The organism is Streptomyces sp. NPDC050658, assembly GCF_044457025.1.
Classification (GTDB): domain Bacteria; phylum Actinomycetota; class Actinomycetes; order Streptomycetales; family Streptomycetaceae; genus Streptomyces.
This window is the reverse complement of sequence record NZ_JBITGM010000006.1, coordinates 557,647-573,232: the sequence shown is the minus strand read 5'-3', so window position 1 is coordinate 573,232 and position 15,586 is coordinate 557,647. Positions and strand designations below refer to the sequence as shown.

15 protein-coding genes are annotated in these 15,586 nt (G+C 69.5%); 5 read left to right on the top strand and 10 right to left on the bottom strand.

Going from position 1 to position 15,586, the window contains the following annotated elements; all coding sequences use genetic code 11:
- Positions 1 to 200: 200 nt before the first annotated feature.
- Together ACIBKX_RS23905 and dacB are read right to left on the bottom strand one after the other, a co-directional pair.
- A complete protein-coding gene (locus ACIBKX_RS23905; RefSeq protein WP_363273699.1) occupies positions 201 to 1,322 on the bottom strand; it encodes a zinc-dependent metalloprotease in 1,122 nt (373 codons plus the stop codon).
- A 98-nt stretch (positions 1,323 to 1,420) separates the two neighbouring features.
- Complete coding sequence (dacB, locus tag ACIBKX_RS23900; protein ID WP_399375976.1) at positions 1,421 to 2,626, bottom strand: D-alanyl-D-alanine carboxypeptidase/D-alanyl-D-alanine-endopeptidase; 1,206 nt, start codon at positions 2,624 to 2,626, stop codon at positions 1,421 to 1,423.
- Between the two features lie 448 nt (positions 2,627 to 3,074).
- Here dacB and ACIBKX_RS23895 point away from each other — a divergent pair, with 448 nt between their 5' ends.
- Both ACIBKX_RS23895 and ACIBKX_RS23890 read left to right on the top strand, forming a co-directional pair.
- Complete coding sequence (locus ACIBKX_RS23895) at positions 3,075 to 3,563, top strand: inorganic diphosphatase (RefSeq protein WP_135330561.1); 489 nt, start codon at positions 3,075 to 3,077, stop codon at positions 3,561 to 3,563.
- Positions 3,564 to 3,697: 134 nt separating this feature from the next.
- Positions 3,698 to 5,383 (top strand): threonine/serine exporter family protein, encoded by a 1,686-nt coding sequence (locus ACIBKX_RS23890; protein ID WP_363273701.1) that lies wholly within the window; start codon positions 3,698 to 3,700, stop codon positions 5,381 to 5,383.
- A 9-nt stretch (positions 5,384 to 5,392) separates the two neighbouring features.
- On the opposite strand, the gene ACIBKX_RS23885 is transcribed toward ACIBKX_RS23890, so the two are convergent.
- Entirely contained in the window at positions 5,393 to 6,097 is a 705-nt protein-coding gene (locus ACIBKX_RS23885) for a VTT domain-containing protein (RefSeq protein ID WP_363273703.1), read from the bottom strand.
- 136 nt (positions 6,098 to 6,233) lie between these two features.
- On the opposite strand from ACIBKX_RS23885, the gene ACIBKX_RS23880 reads away from it, so the two are divergent.
- The gene (locus ACIBKX_RS23880; RefSeq protein ID WP_363273705.1) at positions 6,234 to 6,602 is read left to right on the top strand and encodes a YbjQ family protein; all 369 of its coding nucleotides are present in this window, start codon (positions 6,234 to 6,236) and stop codon (positions 6,600 to 6,602) included.
- 55 nt (positions 6,603 to 6,657) lie between these two features.
- Here ACIBKX_RS23880 and ACIBKX_RS23875 read toward each other — a convergent pair whose 3' ends face one another.
- On the bottom strand, positions 6,658 to 7,416 hold the full coding sequence (locus ACIBKX_RS23875) for a MerR family transcriptional regulator (RefSeq protein ID WP_363273706.1): 759 nt from the start codon (positions 7,414 to 7,416) through the stop codon (positions 6,658 to 6,660).
- Positions 7,417 to 7,605: 189 nt separating this feature from the next.
- On the opposite strand from ACIBKX_RS23875, the gene ACIBKX_RS23870 reads away from it, so the two are divergent.
- Positions 7,606 to 9,027 (top strand): glutamate decarboxylase, encoded by a 1,422-nt coding sequence (locus tag ACIBKX_RS23870; protein ID WP_363273707.1) that lies wholly within the window; start codon positions 7,606 to 7,608, stop codon positions 9,025 to 9,027.
- Positions 9,028 to 9,064: 37 nt separating this feature from the next.
- Here ACIBKX_RS23870 and ACIBKX_RS23865 read toward each other — a convergent pair whose 3' ends face one another.
- The 3 genes from ACIBKX_RS23865 to ACIBKX_RS23855 all read right to left on the bottom strand — a co-directional run bounded on the left by ACIBKX_RS23865 (position 9,065) and on the right by ACIBKX_RS23855 (position 11,673).
- Positions 9,065 to 9,814, bottom strand: coding sequence for an ABC transporter permease (locus tag ACIBKX_RS23865; RefSeq protein WP_363273846.1), 750 nt, complete (start codon positions 9,812 to 9,814; stop codon positions 9,065 to 9,067).
- A 74-nt stretch (positions 9,815 to 9,888) separates the two neighbouring features.
- Positions 9,889 to 10,857 carry an ATP-binding cassette domain-containing protein gene (locus ACIBKX_RS23860; RefSeq protein ID WP_363273709.1) on the bottom strand — a complete coding sequence of 323 codons (969 nt, stop codon included), beginning with the start codon at positions 10,855 to 10,857 and terminating at the stop codon, positions 9,889 to 9,891.
- A gap of 174 nt (positions 10,858 to 11,031) precedes the next feature.
- On the bottom strand, positions 11,032 to 11,673 hold the full coding sequence (locus tag ACIBKX_RS23855; RefSeq protein WP_363273710.1) for a PadR family transcriptional regulator: 642 nt from the start codon (positions 11,671 to 11,673) through the stop codon (positions 11,032 to 11,034).
- 40 nt (positions 11,674 to 11,713) lie between these two features.
- On the opposite strand from ACIBKX_RS23855, the gene ACIBKX_RS23850 reads away from it, so the two are divergent.
- Positions 11,714 to 12,310, top strand: coding sequence for a VOC family protein (locus tag ACIBKX_RS23850; protein WP_363273711.1), 597 nt, complete (start codon positions 11,714 to 11,716; stop codon positions 12,308 to 12,310).
- Here ACIBKX_RS23850 and ACIBKX_RS23845 read toward each other — a convergent pair.
- From ACIBKX_RS23845 to ACIBKX_RS23835, 3 genes are all read right to left on the bottom strand, one after another.
- A complete protein-coding gene (locus ACIBKX_RS23845) occupies positions 12,307 to 12,852 on the bottom strand; it encodes a DinB family protein (protein WP_363273713.1) in 546 nt (181 codons plus the stop codon). The genes ACIBKX_RS23850 and ACIBKX_RS23845 overlap by 4 nt on opposite strands.
- 143 nt (positions 12,853 to 12,995) lie before the next feature.
- Complete coding sequence (locus tag ACIBKX_RS23840; protein WP_363273714.1) at positions 12,996 to 14,453, bottom strand: aldehyde dehydrogenase family protein; 1,458 nt, start codon at positions 14,451 to 14,453, stop codon at positions 12,996 to 12,998.
- 64 nt (positions 14,454 to 14,517) lie between these two features.
- Positions 14,518 to 15,381: a helix-turn-helix transcriptional regulator gene (locus ACIBKX_RS23835; protein WP_363273715.1), complete on the bottom strand. Its 864-nt coding sequence runs from the start codon at positions 15,379 to 15,381 to the stop codon at positions 14,518 to 14,520.
- Between the last annotated feature and the right edge of the window lie 205 nt (positions 15,382 to 15,586).

The window sequence follows — 15,586 nt, the reverse complement described above, 5'->3', positions numbered from 1 at the left end:
TCGGACCTGTCACTACTGTCACTCAGGACCACTCGAGGAGATCGGGCCTCAGTCAGACCTCACGAGGTTAGTCACTCAGAGTGTGTCGATGGTGACAGAGCCGAGCCGTTCCCCGAGCATTGCACGCCTACCCATGGCTCACGGTCCCTCGGACGGGTGATTGCGGGGGCGTTCTCCTGCCATCGGCCGCATCCGGTCCCTCACTCTCCCTTACGGTGCACCCTCGCGACCCAGTCCGCCGGTTTGGCGATCTCCGCCTTGGTGGGCAGCGTGTTCGGCGAAGTCCACACCCTGTTGAAGCCGTCCATTCCGACCTCGCCGACGACCGCACGGACGAAACGCTCGCCGTCGCGGTATTGGCGCAATTTCGCGTCGAGGCCGAGGAGCTTGCGCAGGGCTTGGTCAAGGCGGCTCGCCCCACGGGCGCGCCGCTGCTGGAATTTCTCCCGGATCTCCCCGACGGACGGCACCACATCGGGGCCGACCCCGTCCATCACGAAGTCCGCGTGGCCCTCCAGGAGCGACATGACGGCCGTGAGGCGGGCGAGGATCTCCCGCTGGGCGGGGGTCTGGACGAGCTCGACGATGGAGCGGCCCCCGTCGTCCTCCTCGCCCTCGGGGCGGCCGCCGGCCAGCGACTGGGCGGCCTCCCTGATGCGCTCAAGGAACGTCATCGGGTCGACGTCGGTCTCGGAGAGGAATGACTGGATCTCCCCCTCCAGATGGTCGCGGAGCCAGGGCACGGCGGAGAACTGGGTGCGGTGCGTCTCCTCGTGGAGGCAGACCCAGAGCCGGAAGTCGTGGGGGTCCACGTCGAGTTCGCGCTCCACGTGCACGATGTTCGGCGCCACGAGGAGGAGCCTGCCGCCGCCGTTCTCCCCCGCCGGGAGGTCGCGGGTGGCCGGGGCGAAGGTCTCGTACTGGCCGAGGACGCGGGAGGCGAGGAACGAGAGCAGCATGCCCAGCTCCACGCCGGTGACCTTGCCCCCGACGGCCCCCAGCATCGCGCCGCCGGGCCCCTGGCCGCGACGGTCCTGCATCTTGTCGAGCAGGGGCCTGAGGATCTCCCTGAAGCCCGCCACGTTCGCCCGGATCCAGCCTGCCCGGTCGACGACGAGCACCGGGGTGTCGTGCATCTCGCCCGTCCCCATCCGGGTGAAGGAACGGACGTGCTCCTCCGAGGACTTGGCATGCTTGCGGAGCTCGGCGACGATGGCCCGTGCCTCGTCCCGGCTCACTTCTGGACCCGGCCGCACGAGCCGGGTCGCGGTCGCCACCGCGAGATTCCAGTCGACCATCTCCGCACCACCGATGCTCGTCATGCGTCAACGGTACGTGGTCGGGTCCGGCTGCGGAGGGGGTTGAGCCCCCACCTTTCCCCTAGGGGACGCAGTTCCCGGCGCTGCGCAAGAGCGGGGCGCTACCTGCACCCGCACCCCGCCACCGCCGAAGCCATTCCGTCCAGCGCCGCCTGGGCCGCCTTGGGGTCCGTCGTGCCCGTTGTCATGAAGGCGAAGACCAGGAGGCGGCCGTCCGCGTCCACCACTGTGCCCGCCAAGGTGTTCACGCCCGTGAGGGTGCCGGTCTTGGCGCGCACCACTCCTGTGCCGGGGGAGTCCTTGGGGTAGCGGTCCACCAGCGTGCCGGTGAAGCCCGCAACGGGGAGGCCCGTCACGGTCGAGCGGAGTTCGGGGTGCTTCGGGTCCGCCGCCCGGTCCAAGAGGGCCGCCAGGAGGGACGCGGAGATGCGGTCCGCGCGGTCCAGGCCGCTGCCGTCCGCGAACTTCGTGCCCTTGAGCGGGAGTCCGGCCTTCTTCAACTGGGCGTCGATCGCCTTGGAAGCCCCCTTGAAGCTCGCCGGTTCCTTCGCGGCGACGGCCGTCTGGCGGGCCAGCGCCTCCGCGATGTCGTTGTCGCTGTGCGTCAGCATCCGCTCGACGAGGGAGGACAGCGGCGGGGACTCGACCCGGGCGAGGGACTTCGCGCGGGCCGACGCCTTGGCCGGGCGCGGCTCCTTCTCCGTCTCGATGCCCTCGTCCTTCAGGAACTCCGCGAACTTCTTCGCCGCGTCCCCCGCCGGATCGCCCGAGCGCGGGGCCGGCCCGCTGGCGGAGTCGTCCAGGCGGCCCTCGTCGGCCATCAGCGCGCTGACCAGGGTGAGGTTCTCGTTCGGACCGATGGGGTGCTGGGCGGGCCCCGGGTAAAGCGACGTGTCGTACGACAGCGTCACCTTGTCCGCGTCGCGGTCCTTCAGCGCCCGCGCCGTGTCCTGCGCCAGCTCCCGCAGGCTCGCCGCGCTCTCCGTGTACGGACCGTCCTTGCGGGCGGTGAGCGTGGGGTCGCCGCCGCCGACGAGGACGACCTTCTTCGCGTCCGGCCCCTTCTTCGCGTCCGGTTCGATCACCGTCTTCGTGGTGATGCGGTGGTCCGCGCCCGCGGCCGACAGCGCCGCGACCGCCGTGGCGATCTTCGTGGTGGACGCCGGCGTCAGACTCTCCCCCGCGCCCTTGCCGTACACCCGCTCCCCCGTGGCCGCGTCGATGACGACGGCCGAGCGCTCGGGGCCGAGGGCCTTGTCCTTCATGAGGGGGTCCAGGGCCCCTGCGACCGCCTTGCCGCTCGGCACGGGCGCCGCCCCGCCCTTCGCGGACCCCGCGGGCGCCCCGAGCCCCCGGAGCACGGAGGGGGCGCTCGGGGCGGCTTCAGGCGCCCCTCCGGGCGTACGAGCGCCGTGATCTGCGCCACCCCCACGCTCCTGAGAGGCGGCCGCGTCGCGCTCGGCCGTACGCTGACCGGAGGAGTCCCAGGGGCCGGCCGCGGCCGCAGTCCCGGCCGCGATCGCCAGTCCGACAGTGGCCGCACCCGCTGTGAGCTGCCATGTCTTGAGCTTCGCAGGATTTTTCAGAGCGGCGGGGAGCTGGGAGGCCGAAGGCTTGGGAAGCTGCCTCAATAGCTGCCGGGTCCGCTGCCAAGGCTTGAGCTCAGGCACGACGACCAGCCCCTTTCGCGATCACACATCTGCGTGAGGGACACTTAATCACCCGAAGTATGTGCTGATCATGGAGGAGCCACCCGTGGAGTTCGACGTCACCATCGAGATTCCGAAGGGTTCGCGGAACAAGTACGAGGTGGACCACGAGACCGGCCGGATCCGTCTGGACCGTCGCCTCTTCACGTCGACCAGCTACCCCGCGGACTACGGCTTCGTCGAGAACACCCTCGGCGAGGACGGTGACCCGCTGGACGCCCTCGTCATCCTGGACGAGCCGACCTTCCCGGGCTGCCTCATCAAGTGCCGCGCGATCGGCATGTTCCGGATGACCGACGAGGCGGGCGGCGACGACAAGCTGCTCTGCGTCCCGGCCTCCGACCCCCGCGTGGAGCACCTGCGCGACATCCACCACGTCTCCGAGTTCGACCGCCTGGAGATCCAGCACTTCTTCGAGGTCTACAAGGACCTGGAGCCCGGCAAGTCCGTCGAGGGCGCCGACTGGGTCGGCCGCGCGGACGCCGAGGCCGAGATCGAGAAGTCGTACAAGCGCGCCGAGGCCCAGGGTCACTGAGCCCCCCTCCCCCGCTTCGACGGGCCGCGCGGTCTCTTCACAGGGACCGCGCGGCCCGTTCGCGTATCCGTGCGCATACTGTTTTCGTACTGGAGGTGCACAAGGGTTCGCATGTGGGAGTGAGGCAGAGGTAAGTGGCTGAGCAGGACGATGCGGAAGACCGCAAGCCACAGTCGGACGAGGCACGCAGCGCGTTCACCCAGCCCATCGGTGTCGTGTCGCAGCCACCGACGCCCGAGGACGACGCGCAGACGACGTCCGAGTTCGCGATCCCGACGGGCCTCTCGGGTCTGACGAGTCCCTCGTCGGCCACCCAGGAGACCGACAAGTCCGCGTTCACCCCGCCGCACACCTACAGCGCCCGCAACGCTCCGGCCGCCTTCACGCCCCCGCAGGGCATCCCGCGGGTGAAGCTCACCAAGGAAGTGCCCTGGCAGGACCAGATGCGCACGATGCTGCGCATGCCGGTCGCCGAGCGGCCCACTCCGGAGGCAACGCAGAAGCACGAGGACGAGACCGGGCCCGCCATCCCGCGCGTCCTCGACCTGACGCTCCGCATCGGCGAGCTGCTGCTCGCGGGCGGCGAGGGCGCCGAGGACGTGGAGGCGGCGATGTTCGCCGTCTGCCGCAGCTACGGCCTGGACCGCTGCGAGCCGACCGTCACGTTCACGCTGCTCTCCATCTCGCACCAGCCGTCCCTGGTGGACGACCCGGTCACGGCCTCCCGGACGGTACGCCGCCGGGGCACCGACTACACCCGGCTCGCGGCGGTCTTCCAGCTGGTGGACGACATCAGCGACACGGACACCGACGTCACCCTGGAGGAGGCCTACCGGCGCCTCGCCGAGATCCGCCGCAACCGCCACCCCTACCCCGGCTGGGCGCTGACGGCGGCGAGCGGGCTGCTCGCGGGCTCCGCGTCGGTGCTCGTCGGCGGTGGCGTCCTGGTCTTCGTGATCGCGGCGATCGGCGCGATGCTCGGCGACCGGCTCGCCTGGCTCTGCGCGGGCCGCGGGCTTCCGGAGTTCTACCAGTTCGTGGGCGCCGCGATGCCGCCCGCTGCGATGGGCGTCACGCTCAGCCTGCTGCACTCCCAGGAGGTCAGGGCGTCCGCGGTGATCACCGGTGGCCTCTTCGCGCTGATCCCGGGGCGGGCCCTGGTGGCGGGCGTACAGGACGGTCTGACCGGCTACTACATCACCGCGGCGGCACGTCTCCTGGAGGTCTGCTACCTCGTCGTGGGCATCGTCGTCGGCGTACTGCTCGTGCTCTCGCTCGGCGTGATGCTCGACGCGACGAGCCTGGAGCCGGAGACGGCGTTCCTGGAGACCACGTCCCGCCCGGTGATCCAGATCCTGGCGTCGATGGCGCTGAGTCTCGCCTTCGCGATCCTGCTCCAGCAGGAGCGGCACACGGTGCTGATCGTGACGCTCAACGGCGGCATCGCCTGGGTGATGTTCGGCGCCCTCGCGCAGACCCCGCTCGAGCTGTCGCCGGTGGCGGCCACGGCGATCGCCGCCGGGCTCGTGGGCCTGTTCGGCCAGCTCTTCTCGCGCTACCGGTTCGCCTCCTCGCTGCCGTACGTCACGGCGGCGATCGGCCCGCTGCTGCCCGGCAGCGCGACGTACTTCGGCCTGCTGGCCCTGGCGCAGAACGACATGACCACGGGCCTCAACTCGCTCACCAAGGCCGCGGCGACGGCCCTCGCCATCGCGATCGGCGTGAACCTGGGCAGCGAGGTCTCCCGGCTGATCCTGAAGGTGCCGGGCGCGGCCACGGCGGCGAACCGCCGCGCGGCCAAGCGGACGCGCGGCTTCTGAGCCGGGGAACTACCGCTTGGCGTGCCGGCCGCGCGAGGCCTGCGGGGCCTGGGGAGCGGCTCCGGGGGCCTGGCCGTCGGCCGGGCCCGCCTTCTTGGCCTTGCTGCGCGCCCGCAGGAACTCGACCACGATCGGCACCACCGAGATCAGGACGATCAGGATGAGGATCGCCTCGATGTTCTTGTGCACGAAGTCGATCTTGCCGAGCCAGGCGCCGAGCATCGTGACACCGGCACCCCAGAGGATGCCGCCGATGATGTTGAACGTGATGAACGAGCGGTACCGCATGCCGCTGACGCCGGCGATGATCGGCGTGAACGTCCGCACGATCGGCACGAAGCGGGCCAGGACCAGGGACTTCGGGCCGTACTTCTCGAAGAACTCGTGGGCCTTGACCACGTTCTCCTGCTTGAACAGCTTGGAGTCCGGGCGGTTGAAGAGCGCCGGGCCGACCTTCTTGCCGAAGAGGTAGCCCGCCTGGTCGCCGAGGATCGCGGCGATGCAGATCAGGACGATGCAGAGCCAGAGCGGAAAGTCGAGCTGCTTCGTCGTGATCAGCAGACCCGTCGTGAACAGCAGCGAGTCACCCGGCAGGAAGAAGCCGATGAGCAGGCCGGACTCGGCGAAGACGATCGCCAGCAGGCCCCAGACCCCGAACGTGTTCAGAAGGTAATCCGGATCCAGCCAGCTTGGTCCGAGCGCAAGCGTCGTCACGGTTCCGGGCTCCTGTGGGTGAGGGGGCGATGCGGCGGGGATGACCGCACAAAGCTATCAACGCGAGGTGACGTGCCCAGGTTCCACTGTTCTCCCCAGGGTGCACTGTGCGTGATCCGGGTCAAAGCTGTGTGCCATGGGTATCGAAGATTTCGGCGGCGGCGTCAGCCCGCAGTCCGACGTACTGGTGGTCACGACGAACGACGTACCTGGGTACCGCGTCGACCAGGTTATCGGTGAGGTCTTCGGCCTCACCGTCCGCTCCCGGCACCTGGGCAGCCAGATCGGCGCCGGCCTCAAGTCCATGATCGGCGGGGAACTGAAGGGCCTCACGAAGACGCTGGTGGAGACCCGGAACCAGGCCATGGAGCGGCTCGTCGAGCAGGCACGCGCGCGGGGGGCCAACGCGGTCCTGATGATGCGGTTCGACGTCACGGAGGCGGCGGACGTGGGCACGGAGGTGTGCGCGTACGGGACGGCGGTCGTGATCACGCAGGAGCAGTAGTCGTAAGGAGCAGCAGCCGTAAGGAGCGCCCGCCCTTGCGGGCGCCCCTTACGCATCAGCTGTGCCGCACCCCGTTCGCCAGGATCGCGTCCCGCATGAACACCGCGAGCCCCGGCCGGATGGCCTCGTACATCGCCGAGAACCGCTCGTCCGCCACGTACATCTCACCAAGGCAGGCGTGGAACTCGTGCGAGCAGCCGTAGTGGAAGCGCGTGATGAACTGCCGGTGCTCCTCCGCGACATCCATCGCCTCCACCGAGTCCGCGGGCAGCCCCTGGGCGAGCAGTTCCCCCATGCGGGCGTGCAGGTCGTTGAACCCGTCGTAGATCCGCTTGTAGTCCTCCTTCGTGTAGGAGGCGGCCTTGCGCTGTGACTCCTTGTAGGCGTCGGTGTCGCCCCAGCGCCGCTCGGCCTCCTCCGCGTACTGGTCGGGGTCGTGGTCCCCGAAGACCTCGAACTTCTCCTCGGGCGTGAGGTTGATTCCCATCGTCTTCGCCTCCATGGCGGTCTCGACGGCGGCGGCCATCTCCTGGAGCCTGGTGATCCGGGCGGTCAGCAGCTCGTGCTGGCGGCGCAGATGCTCGCGCGGGTCCGTCTCCGGGTCGTCCAGGAGGGCCGCCACCTCGTCGAGGGGGAAGCCGAGCTCCCTGTAGAACAGGATCTGCTGCAGCCGGTCCAGGTCGTCGTCGCTGTAGCGCCGGTGGCCCGCGTGGCTGCGCTCGCCGGGCACGAGCAGGCCGATCTCGTCGTAGTGGTGCAGCGTGCGCACCGTCACCCCGGCGAAACCGGCGACCCGTCCCACGGAGTAGCTCATGGCTTCCGCCCTCTCTCTCGGTACGCACCTCAGCCTGAGTCCTCACGTCACGTGAGGTGCAAGTCCGATTCACCGCCGCGGGCCCCGCGACGGGGCTCCGGGTGAAGTGCGTGCCCCCGGACCCCGCCCTATCCTCGCCAGAGGGGAACGCATCGCCCAAAGGGAACGCCTCACCAGAGGAGACCGCCCATGCCGCGCCGCCATCCCGGCCCCCACCCCCGGAAGCACGACGAGCGCCCGCTCGCGGTGAACCCCTTCTACGGAGAGGCCAATCCGGCGAGCGGCATGACGGAGGCGCCGCCCAAGCACCGCCTCCCCGAGAGCCCGCTGCCGCCCACGACGGCGTACCAGCTGGTGCACGACGAGCTGATGCTGGACGGGAACTCGCGGCTTAACCTCGCCACCTTCGTCACCACCTGGATGGAGCCGCAGGCCGGCGTCCTGATGGCGGAGTGCCGGGACAAGAACATGATCGACAAGGACGAGTACCCGCACACCGCCGAGCTGGAGCGGCGCTGTGTGGCGATGCTCGCCGACCTGTGGCACGCGCCGGACCCGACGGCCGCCGTCGGCTGCTCGACGACCGGGTCGAGCGAGGCATGCATGCTCGCGGGGATGGCGCTCAAGCGCCGCTGGGCCAAGAAGAACAGTGATCGTTATCCGTCCCCCGCCGCCCGCCCGAACCTCGTGATGGGCATCAACGTCCAGGTCTGCTGGGAGAAGTTCTGCAACTTCTGGGAGGTCGAGGCGCGCCAGGTCCCGATGGAGGGCGACCGGTTCCATCTCGACCCCGATGCCGCCGCCGAGCTCTGCGACGAGAACACCATCGGCGTCGTGGCGGTCCTCGGCTCCACCTTCGACGGGTCGTACGAGCCCGTGGCGGGCCTCTGTGCGGCCCTGGACGCCCTCCAGGAGCGCACCGGCCTCGACATCCCCGTGCATGTGGACGGGGCGTCCGGCGGGATGGTGGCGCCCTTCCTGGACGAGGACCTGGAGTGGGACTTCCGGCTGCCGAGGGTCGCGTCGATCAACACCTCGGGCCACAAGTACGGACTGGTCTATCCGGGCGTCGGCTGGGCGCTGTGGCGGAACGCGGACGCGCTCCCGGAGGAGCTGGTGTTCCGGGTGAACTACCTCGGCGGCGACATGCCGACCTTCGCGCTGAACTTCTCCCGGCCCGGAGCGCAGGTCGTCGCGCAGTACTACACGTTCCTGCGGCTCGGCCGTGAGGGATACCGGGCGGTGCAGCAGGCGAGCCGGAACGTCGCCCGCGGCCTCGCGGAACGCGTCGAGGCGCTGGGCGACTTCCGGCTGATCACGCGGGGCGATCAGCTGCCGGTGTTCGCCTTCACGACGCTGGAGGACGTGAAGGCGTACGACGTCTTCGACGTGTCCCGGCGGCTGCGCGAGCGCGGCTGGCTGGTGCCCGCGTACACCTTCCCGGCGCACCGCGAGGACCTGGCGGTGCTCCGCGTGGTCTGCCGCAACGGCTTCTCGGCCGACCTCGCGGAGCTGTTCCTCGCGGATCTGGGCAGCCTGGTGCCCGAACTCCGCAACCAGCCGCACCCGTTGACCCGCGACCGGGACGCAGCCACGGGGTTCCACCACTAGGGGGCTCCCGGACATCAGGGCCTCCCCAGGGCACCACCTACTTGCTGAGCGCCCCGAACCTGCGTACCGCGAGCGGCAGGAAGATCCCCACGAGCACCACCGGCCACACCACGGCCATCAGCCCCGCGTGTTCCGCGGCCCAGGACGTCCCCACCACTCCGGGGTCGTTGCCGAACAGATCGCGCACGGCCGTGGCCGTCGCCGACATCGGGTTCCACTCGACCGCCGCGCCCAGCCAGCCCGGCATGTTCTGCGGGACCGTGAAGGCGTTGGAGAGGAAGCCGACCGGCCAGACCAGGATCTGCACGGCCGTCACCAGCTCCGGCTTGCCCGCGACCATCGCCAGGTGGATGCCGATCCACAGCATCGCGAACCGCAGCAGGAGCAGCAGCCCCACCGCGCCGAGCGCCGCCGCGAAGGAGCCGTGCCAGCGCCAGCCGATCGCGAGGCCGACGCCGATCATGACGATGAGCGAGGCGAACGACTGGAGCATGTCGGCGACCGAACGGCCCACCAGGACCGCCCCGTTGGTCATCGGCATGGACCGGAAGCGGTCGACCACGCCCTTGTTGAGGTCCTGGGTGACCGCGACCATCGTGGCGTCCAGGCCGAAGGCCATGGTCAGCGCGAACATGCCGGGCACGAGGAACTCGGCGTAGTCGCCCTCGATGCCCTTGCCGCCGCCGATCAGGTAGTTGAACATCAGCAGCAGCATCACGGGGAAGACCAGACCGACGAGGACCTGCACCGGTTGCCTCGCCCAGTGGGCGAGTTCGCGCCGGGTCATGGTCCAGGAGTCGGCCGCGGCCCAGCCGACCGGGCTGCGGCGCACCGCCGGCCCGCCGCTCGTCACCGTCGTACTCACACGGCCTCCTTCGTACGTTCCGTCGTCCCGGCCTCTTCCGTCTCCGTGCGTCCCGTCAGGCGCAGGAAGACCTCGTCCAGCGTCGGCCGCCGCACCGCGATGTCCTCGGCCTCGATGCCGGCCGCCCGCAGCGCCTGGACGACCCCGGTGAGCGCCTCCATCCGGTCCGCGACCGGTGCGCTGGCCAGGCGTCGGTCGGGGTCGAGGGTGGCCTCGCCCGGCAGCAGCCTTGCCACGGGCTCCAGTTGGGCCGCGTCGTGCACCACCACGTCGATCCGGTCGCCGCCGATCTTCGACTTCAGGTCGTCGGCCGTGCCGTCCGCGATGACGCGGCCGCGGTCCACCACCGAGATGCGGTCGGCGAGCTGGTCGGCCTCTTCGAGGTACTGGGTGGTGAGCAGCACCGTCGTGCCGCCGTCGACCAGCGAGCGGACCGCCTCCCACACCTCCGTGCGGCCGCGCGGGTCGAGCCCCGTGGTCGGCTCGTCCAGGAAGAGCACCTCCGGCTCCGTGATGAGCGAGGCGGCGAGGTCCAGGCGGCGCCGCATGCCGCCGCTGTACTGCTTGACCGCCTTGCGGCCCGTGTCGGCGAGGCCGAAGCGGGCCAGGAGTTCATCGGCCCGCGTGCCCGCGTACCGGGCGCCCAGGTGGTAGAGCCGCCCGAACATCTCCAGGTTCTGCCGCCCGCTCAGCTCCTCGTCGAGGGCGGCGTGCTGCCCGAGCAGTCCGATGCGCCGGCGCACCTCGTCGGGCCGGCGCCGTACGTCGTACCCGGCGACCTCCACCCGGCCCTCGTCCGCCCGCAGCAGCGTGGCGAGCACCCGCACCGCGGTGGTCTTGCCCGCGCCGTTCGGGCCGAGCACTCCGTGCACCGTGCCGCGCCCCACGGTCAGGTCCAGGCCGTCCAGGGCGCGCTTCTCCCCGTACCGCTTCCGTGCTCCCTCGACGACGATCGCGTCCGTCATCCGTCTCCCTCCGAGCTCGGTCCCCATGCGTAGCCTCGTAGTCAAACTTGACTACGAGCTCAACGCGAAGGAAGGTACTCCCGGATTTGGGATTCGTCAAACTTGATTAGTCATGACAGGGGTGAGCCCTGGCGCATGACAGGGGTGAGCCCTGGCGCATGACAGGGGTGAGCCCTAGTACTCGTCCTCCGCGTGCCGCTCGCCGGTCGCGTACGGGTTCTCCTCGCCCTCGCGGAGCACCCCGACGAACGGCTCGCCCTCCCCGGCGAACGTGTACGCGCCGCCCTCGATCCGCTCGATCAGGCCGCGGGCCCACTCCGCGCCGCCGTCGGCCGTGTGCACCCAGAGGTTCATGATCTCGCCGATGTGCCCGAGCTGCTCCGGGCCCTCCTCGGGCGTGTAGTACTCCGTGACCGACCTGCGCCACGCCTCGATGGAGCGCACCCGGTCCTTGAGCAGCTCCACGGCCTCGGCGCGCGGCAGGTCCACCATGAAGCCGAGGCCCGCCGAGAGGATGTCGGGCCGCTGGTCGTACGAGGTGAGGGCGTTGCGCAGCAGCGCGAAGAACTCCTCCGTGCCGCGCTCCGTGATCTCGTACTCCGTGCGCGGCGGCCCGCCCACCGTCGACGGCGCGATCTCGTGCGCGTGCAGCATGCCCTGCTTGGCCATCTGCTTCAGCGCGTGGTAGATCGACCCGGGCTTGGCGTTGGACCACTCGTGGGCGCCCCAGTACTCCAGGTCGTTGCGCACCTGATAGCCGTGGGCCCGCCCGTGCTGACGGACGGCGCCGAGGACGAGGAGCCGGATCGCCGACATGAGCCACCTCTTTCTAATCAACTTTGATTAGGCTAGCGGTATGGCCGAGACAATGATCCCCTTACTCCCCTGTCATCAGCTCGACGAGACGCTCGGCTTCTACGAGGCCATCGGTTTCGAGGTCACCTTCCGCCAGAAGGCGCCCAATCCGTACGGCGTGGTCCGGCGCGGCGACATGGAGCTGCAGTTCTTCCAGCTGAAGGGGTACGACCCGAAGGCGTCGTACAGCACCTGCTACGTCCTGACCGACCGCGTCGACACCCTCCACGACGCCTTCCGCGCCGGGCTCAAGGAGAGTCTCGGGCGGATTCCGACCCGCGGGCTGCCGCGGATCGGGCCCGTGAAGGACATGAGCTACGGAGTACGGCAGTTCCTGATGACCGACCCCGCGGGCAACTGCGTCCGCGTCGGGCAGCGCATCGCCGACTCCTTCGAGCACGCGCCGGTCCCCAAGGAGCGCTACGCCCGCGCCCTGCACCAGGCCACCCTCCTCGGTCACTCCAAGGAGGACCCCGCAGCCGCTATCCGCGTCATCGACCACGCGCTCGCGGCCGACGGAACCCCGACCCCCGAGCAGCTGGCGGAACTGCGCGCCCTGCGGGCCGAGTTGGCCGCGTCCGTCGACGAGGAGGGCTAGCCCCAGCTCTCGCCCCGCTCCTGCGCCACCAGCTCGAAGGCCGTCTTGCCGTCCAGGGACTCGCGGATGATGTCCGCGTGGCCCGAGTGGCGGGACATCTCGGTGATCAGGCGGAGCAGCACCCAGCGCATCGACACGTCCTCCTTCGGGAACCACGGCTGGTCCGGGAGGGCGAAGGTCTCGTCGAGGGTGGGCAGCGCGCGGATGAACTCCTCCGTGCGGTCGGCCACTTGGCGCCAGTACGCGAGCACCGAATCGACCGTCTCACCCTCGACCAGGCGGAAGCACTCGTCCCAGTTCGCCTCGTTCCGCTCGATCGCCGGGGCGACGCCGCGGGCCCGCGCGATCCAGCCCTCCTCGACCTCCGCGACGTGCTTGAGCAGCCCGGAGAGGGAGAGTTCGCTGGCGCTCGGCTTCGTGGCCGCCTGCTCCTCGCTCAGGCCGATCAGGGCCCGCCGGATGCCGCCGCGCTCGGCGTCCAGGAAGGCGAGCAGCGCGCCGCGCTCGTCGCCGGGGGCCTCTGCGTTGACGTGGGTGACCATGGGGTCCGCCTCTCGATGCGTCTGTGCCGTCTGCCGGGCTTTCCGACACCACAGACGCTACGGACCCTTGCGGTCAGGTTCTGTCCGCAAGGGTCCGGGTGTGCACGACGTACTCGGAAACGACGTACTCGGAAACGACGTACTCAGAACGGGAAGCGCGACCTGCCGTGCTGGACCGAGATCCACTTCTGGGACGTGAAGGCCTCCACCGTGGACTCGCCGTTCAGCCGGCCCACACCCGAGCTCTTCTCGCCGCCGAAGGGCACGATCGGCTCGTCGTGCACGGTGCCGTCGTTCACGTGGAACATGCCGCTGTTCACCCGCCGCGCGAACCGCACGCCGCGCTCCACGTTCCCCGTGTGAACGGCGCCGCTGAGTCCGTAGGGGGTGTCGTTGGCGATGCGCAGGGCGTCTTCCTCGCCGTCGAAGGGCACCAGGAGGGCCACCGGGCCGAAGATCTCCTGGTGCCTGACCGGGGAGTCGTCCGGCAGGTCCGTCAGGACGGTGGGGTACACGAGGTTGCCCTCGGTGCGGCCGTGGAGCAGGGCCTTCGCGCCCGCGGCGACCGTCTGCTCGACGGTCTTCGTCACGGCGTCCGCCTGCGAGGAGTTGATCAGCGGGCCGATGTGGGTGGCCGGGTCCGCCGGGTCGCCGACGGTCAGGGACTCGACCTTCGCGACGAACTTCTCCGTGAACTCCGCCTGCACGGAACGGTCCACGAGCACGCGGTTGGCGGCCATGCAGACCTGCCCCTGGTGCACGAACCGGCTGAACACCGCGGCGTCCACGGCGTAGTCGATGTCCGCGTCGTCCAGGACGACAAGGGCGCTGTTCCCGCCCAGCTCCAGGACCGAGCGCTTGAAGTTGGCGGCGCAGACCGTGGCCACATGGCGGCCCACGCGGTCCGATCCGGTGAAGGAGATGACGCTCGGCACCGGGTGCTCGAGCAGCGCGTCGCCGATCTCGGCTATGTCGGTGACGACGACGTTGAGCAGGCCGGCCGGGAGCCCCGCCTCCTCGAAGATCTTCGCGAGCAGCGTGCCGCCGATCACCGGGGCGTCCTGGTGCGGCTTGAGCACCACCGCGTTGCCGAGGGCGAGCGCCGGGGCGACCGTCTTGACGGAGAGGAACAGCGGGAAGTTGAAGGGGCTGATGACGCCGACCACGCCCACCGGCTCGCGGTAGAGGCGGTTCTCCTTGCCGTCGCCGGGCGAGGGCAGGATGCGGCCCTCGGGCAGCAGCGCGAAGTGCACGGCCTCGCGCAGGAATTCCTTGGTGAGGTGGATCTCGAAGGCGGCCTTGAGGCGCGTGCCGCCCAGTTCGGCGATGATCGCCTCGGATATCTCGTCCTCGCGGTCCTCGACTATGCGCAGGGCACGTTCGAAGACAGCACGCCGCGTGTAGGGGTTGGTCGCCCCCCACTCCTTCTGGGCGCGCTCGGCCGCGCGGTAGGCCTGGTCCACCTCGTCGGCCGTGGCCACGGTGATGGACGCCAGCTTCTCGCCGTCGTACGGATTGAAGTCGATGATGTCCCAGGAGCCGGATCCGGCCTTCCACTCACCGTCGATGTACTGGTGAGCCAGGTCAGTGAAGAAGGACATGAGACCCCTTGCCGCAGACGGTGCAGACATCCGACATCTGAATTCACGTCATCGTACTGACGTTTCAGGTCAGTTGGAGCAGACCGCGTAGAAGATCGCGGCTATCGGCCGGATTCGGGCTGTCGCCCTGCAACTGGCCCACGACCCGTTCGTACTGGGCCACTTCCTCGGCCTTGTCGAGGTACAGCGCTCCCGTCAGCTGCTCGACGTACACCACGTCCGAGAGGTCCGACTCCGGGAAGCGCAGCATGGTGAACGCTCCGCTCTCGCCCGAGTGCCCACCGAAGCTGAACGGCATCACCTGAAGGGTGACATTCGGCCGCTCCGAGATGTCGATCAGATGCTGGATCTGACCCCGCATCACTTCCCGGTCCCCGTAGGGCCGTCGCAGCGCGGACTCGTCGAGTACGCAGTGGAAGCGGGGCGCGCGCTCGGAGACCAGCAGCTTCTGGCGCTCCAGGCGCAGCGCGACGCGGCGGTCGATCTCGGCGCTGCTCGCGCCCTTCATGCCGCGTGCGACGACCGCGTGGGCGTACGCCTCGGTCTGCAACAGGCCGTTGACGAACTGGACTTCATAGACGCGGATGAGCGAAGCGGCGCCCTCGAGGCCCACATAGGTCTGGAACCAGCCGGGCAGGACATCCGAGTAACTGTGCCACCAGCCCGCGAGGTTGGCCTCCTTGGCGAGGGAGAGGAGGGCGACACGCTCCGTCTCCTCGGTGACGCCGTACAGCGTCAGCAGATCCTCGACGTCCCTGGACTTGAAGCTCACCCGTCCCAACTCCATGCGGCTGATCTTCGATTCGGAAGCGCGGATCGAGTAGCCGGCCGCTTCACGGGTGATGCCGCGCGATTCCCTGAGGCGCCTGAGTTGCGAGCCAAGGAGCATGCGCCGTACGACCGACCCGCTCGACTCCCCTGCGGTCACTTCGCTCAATCCTCCCCATCACTTGGAAGCCAGCAGTCTGCCATTAAACGCTTCAGGCCGTACTCGTTCGGTTACAGAAACGGAAAGCCTTCGGAAGTCCTCCACAAGAAGTCGTAGGAAGAAATGGGCAAGAAGCGGCACGGGAGCGACCAAGTCCGGCGCGTGCACGTGCATCTGCCCTTGCATCTGCTGTACGCATTCGGAA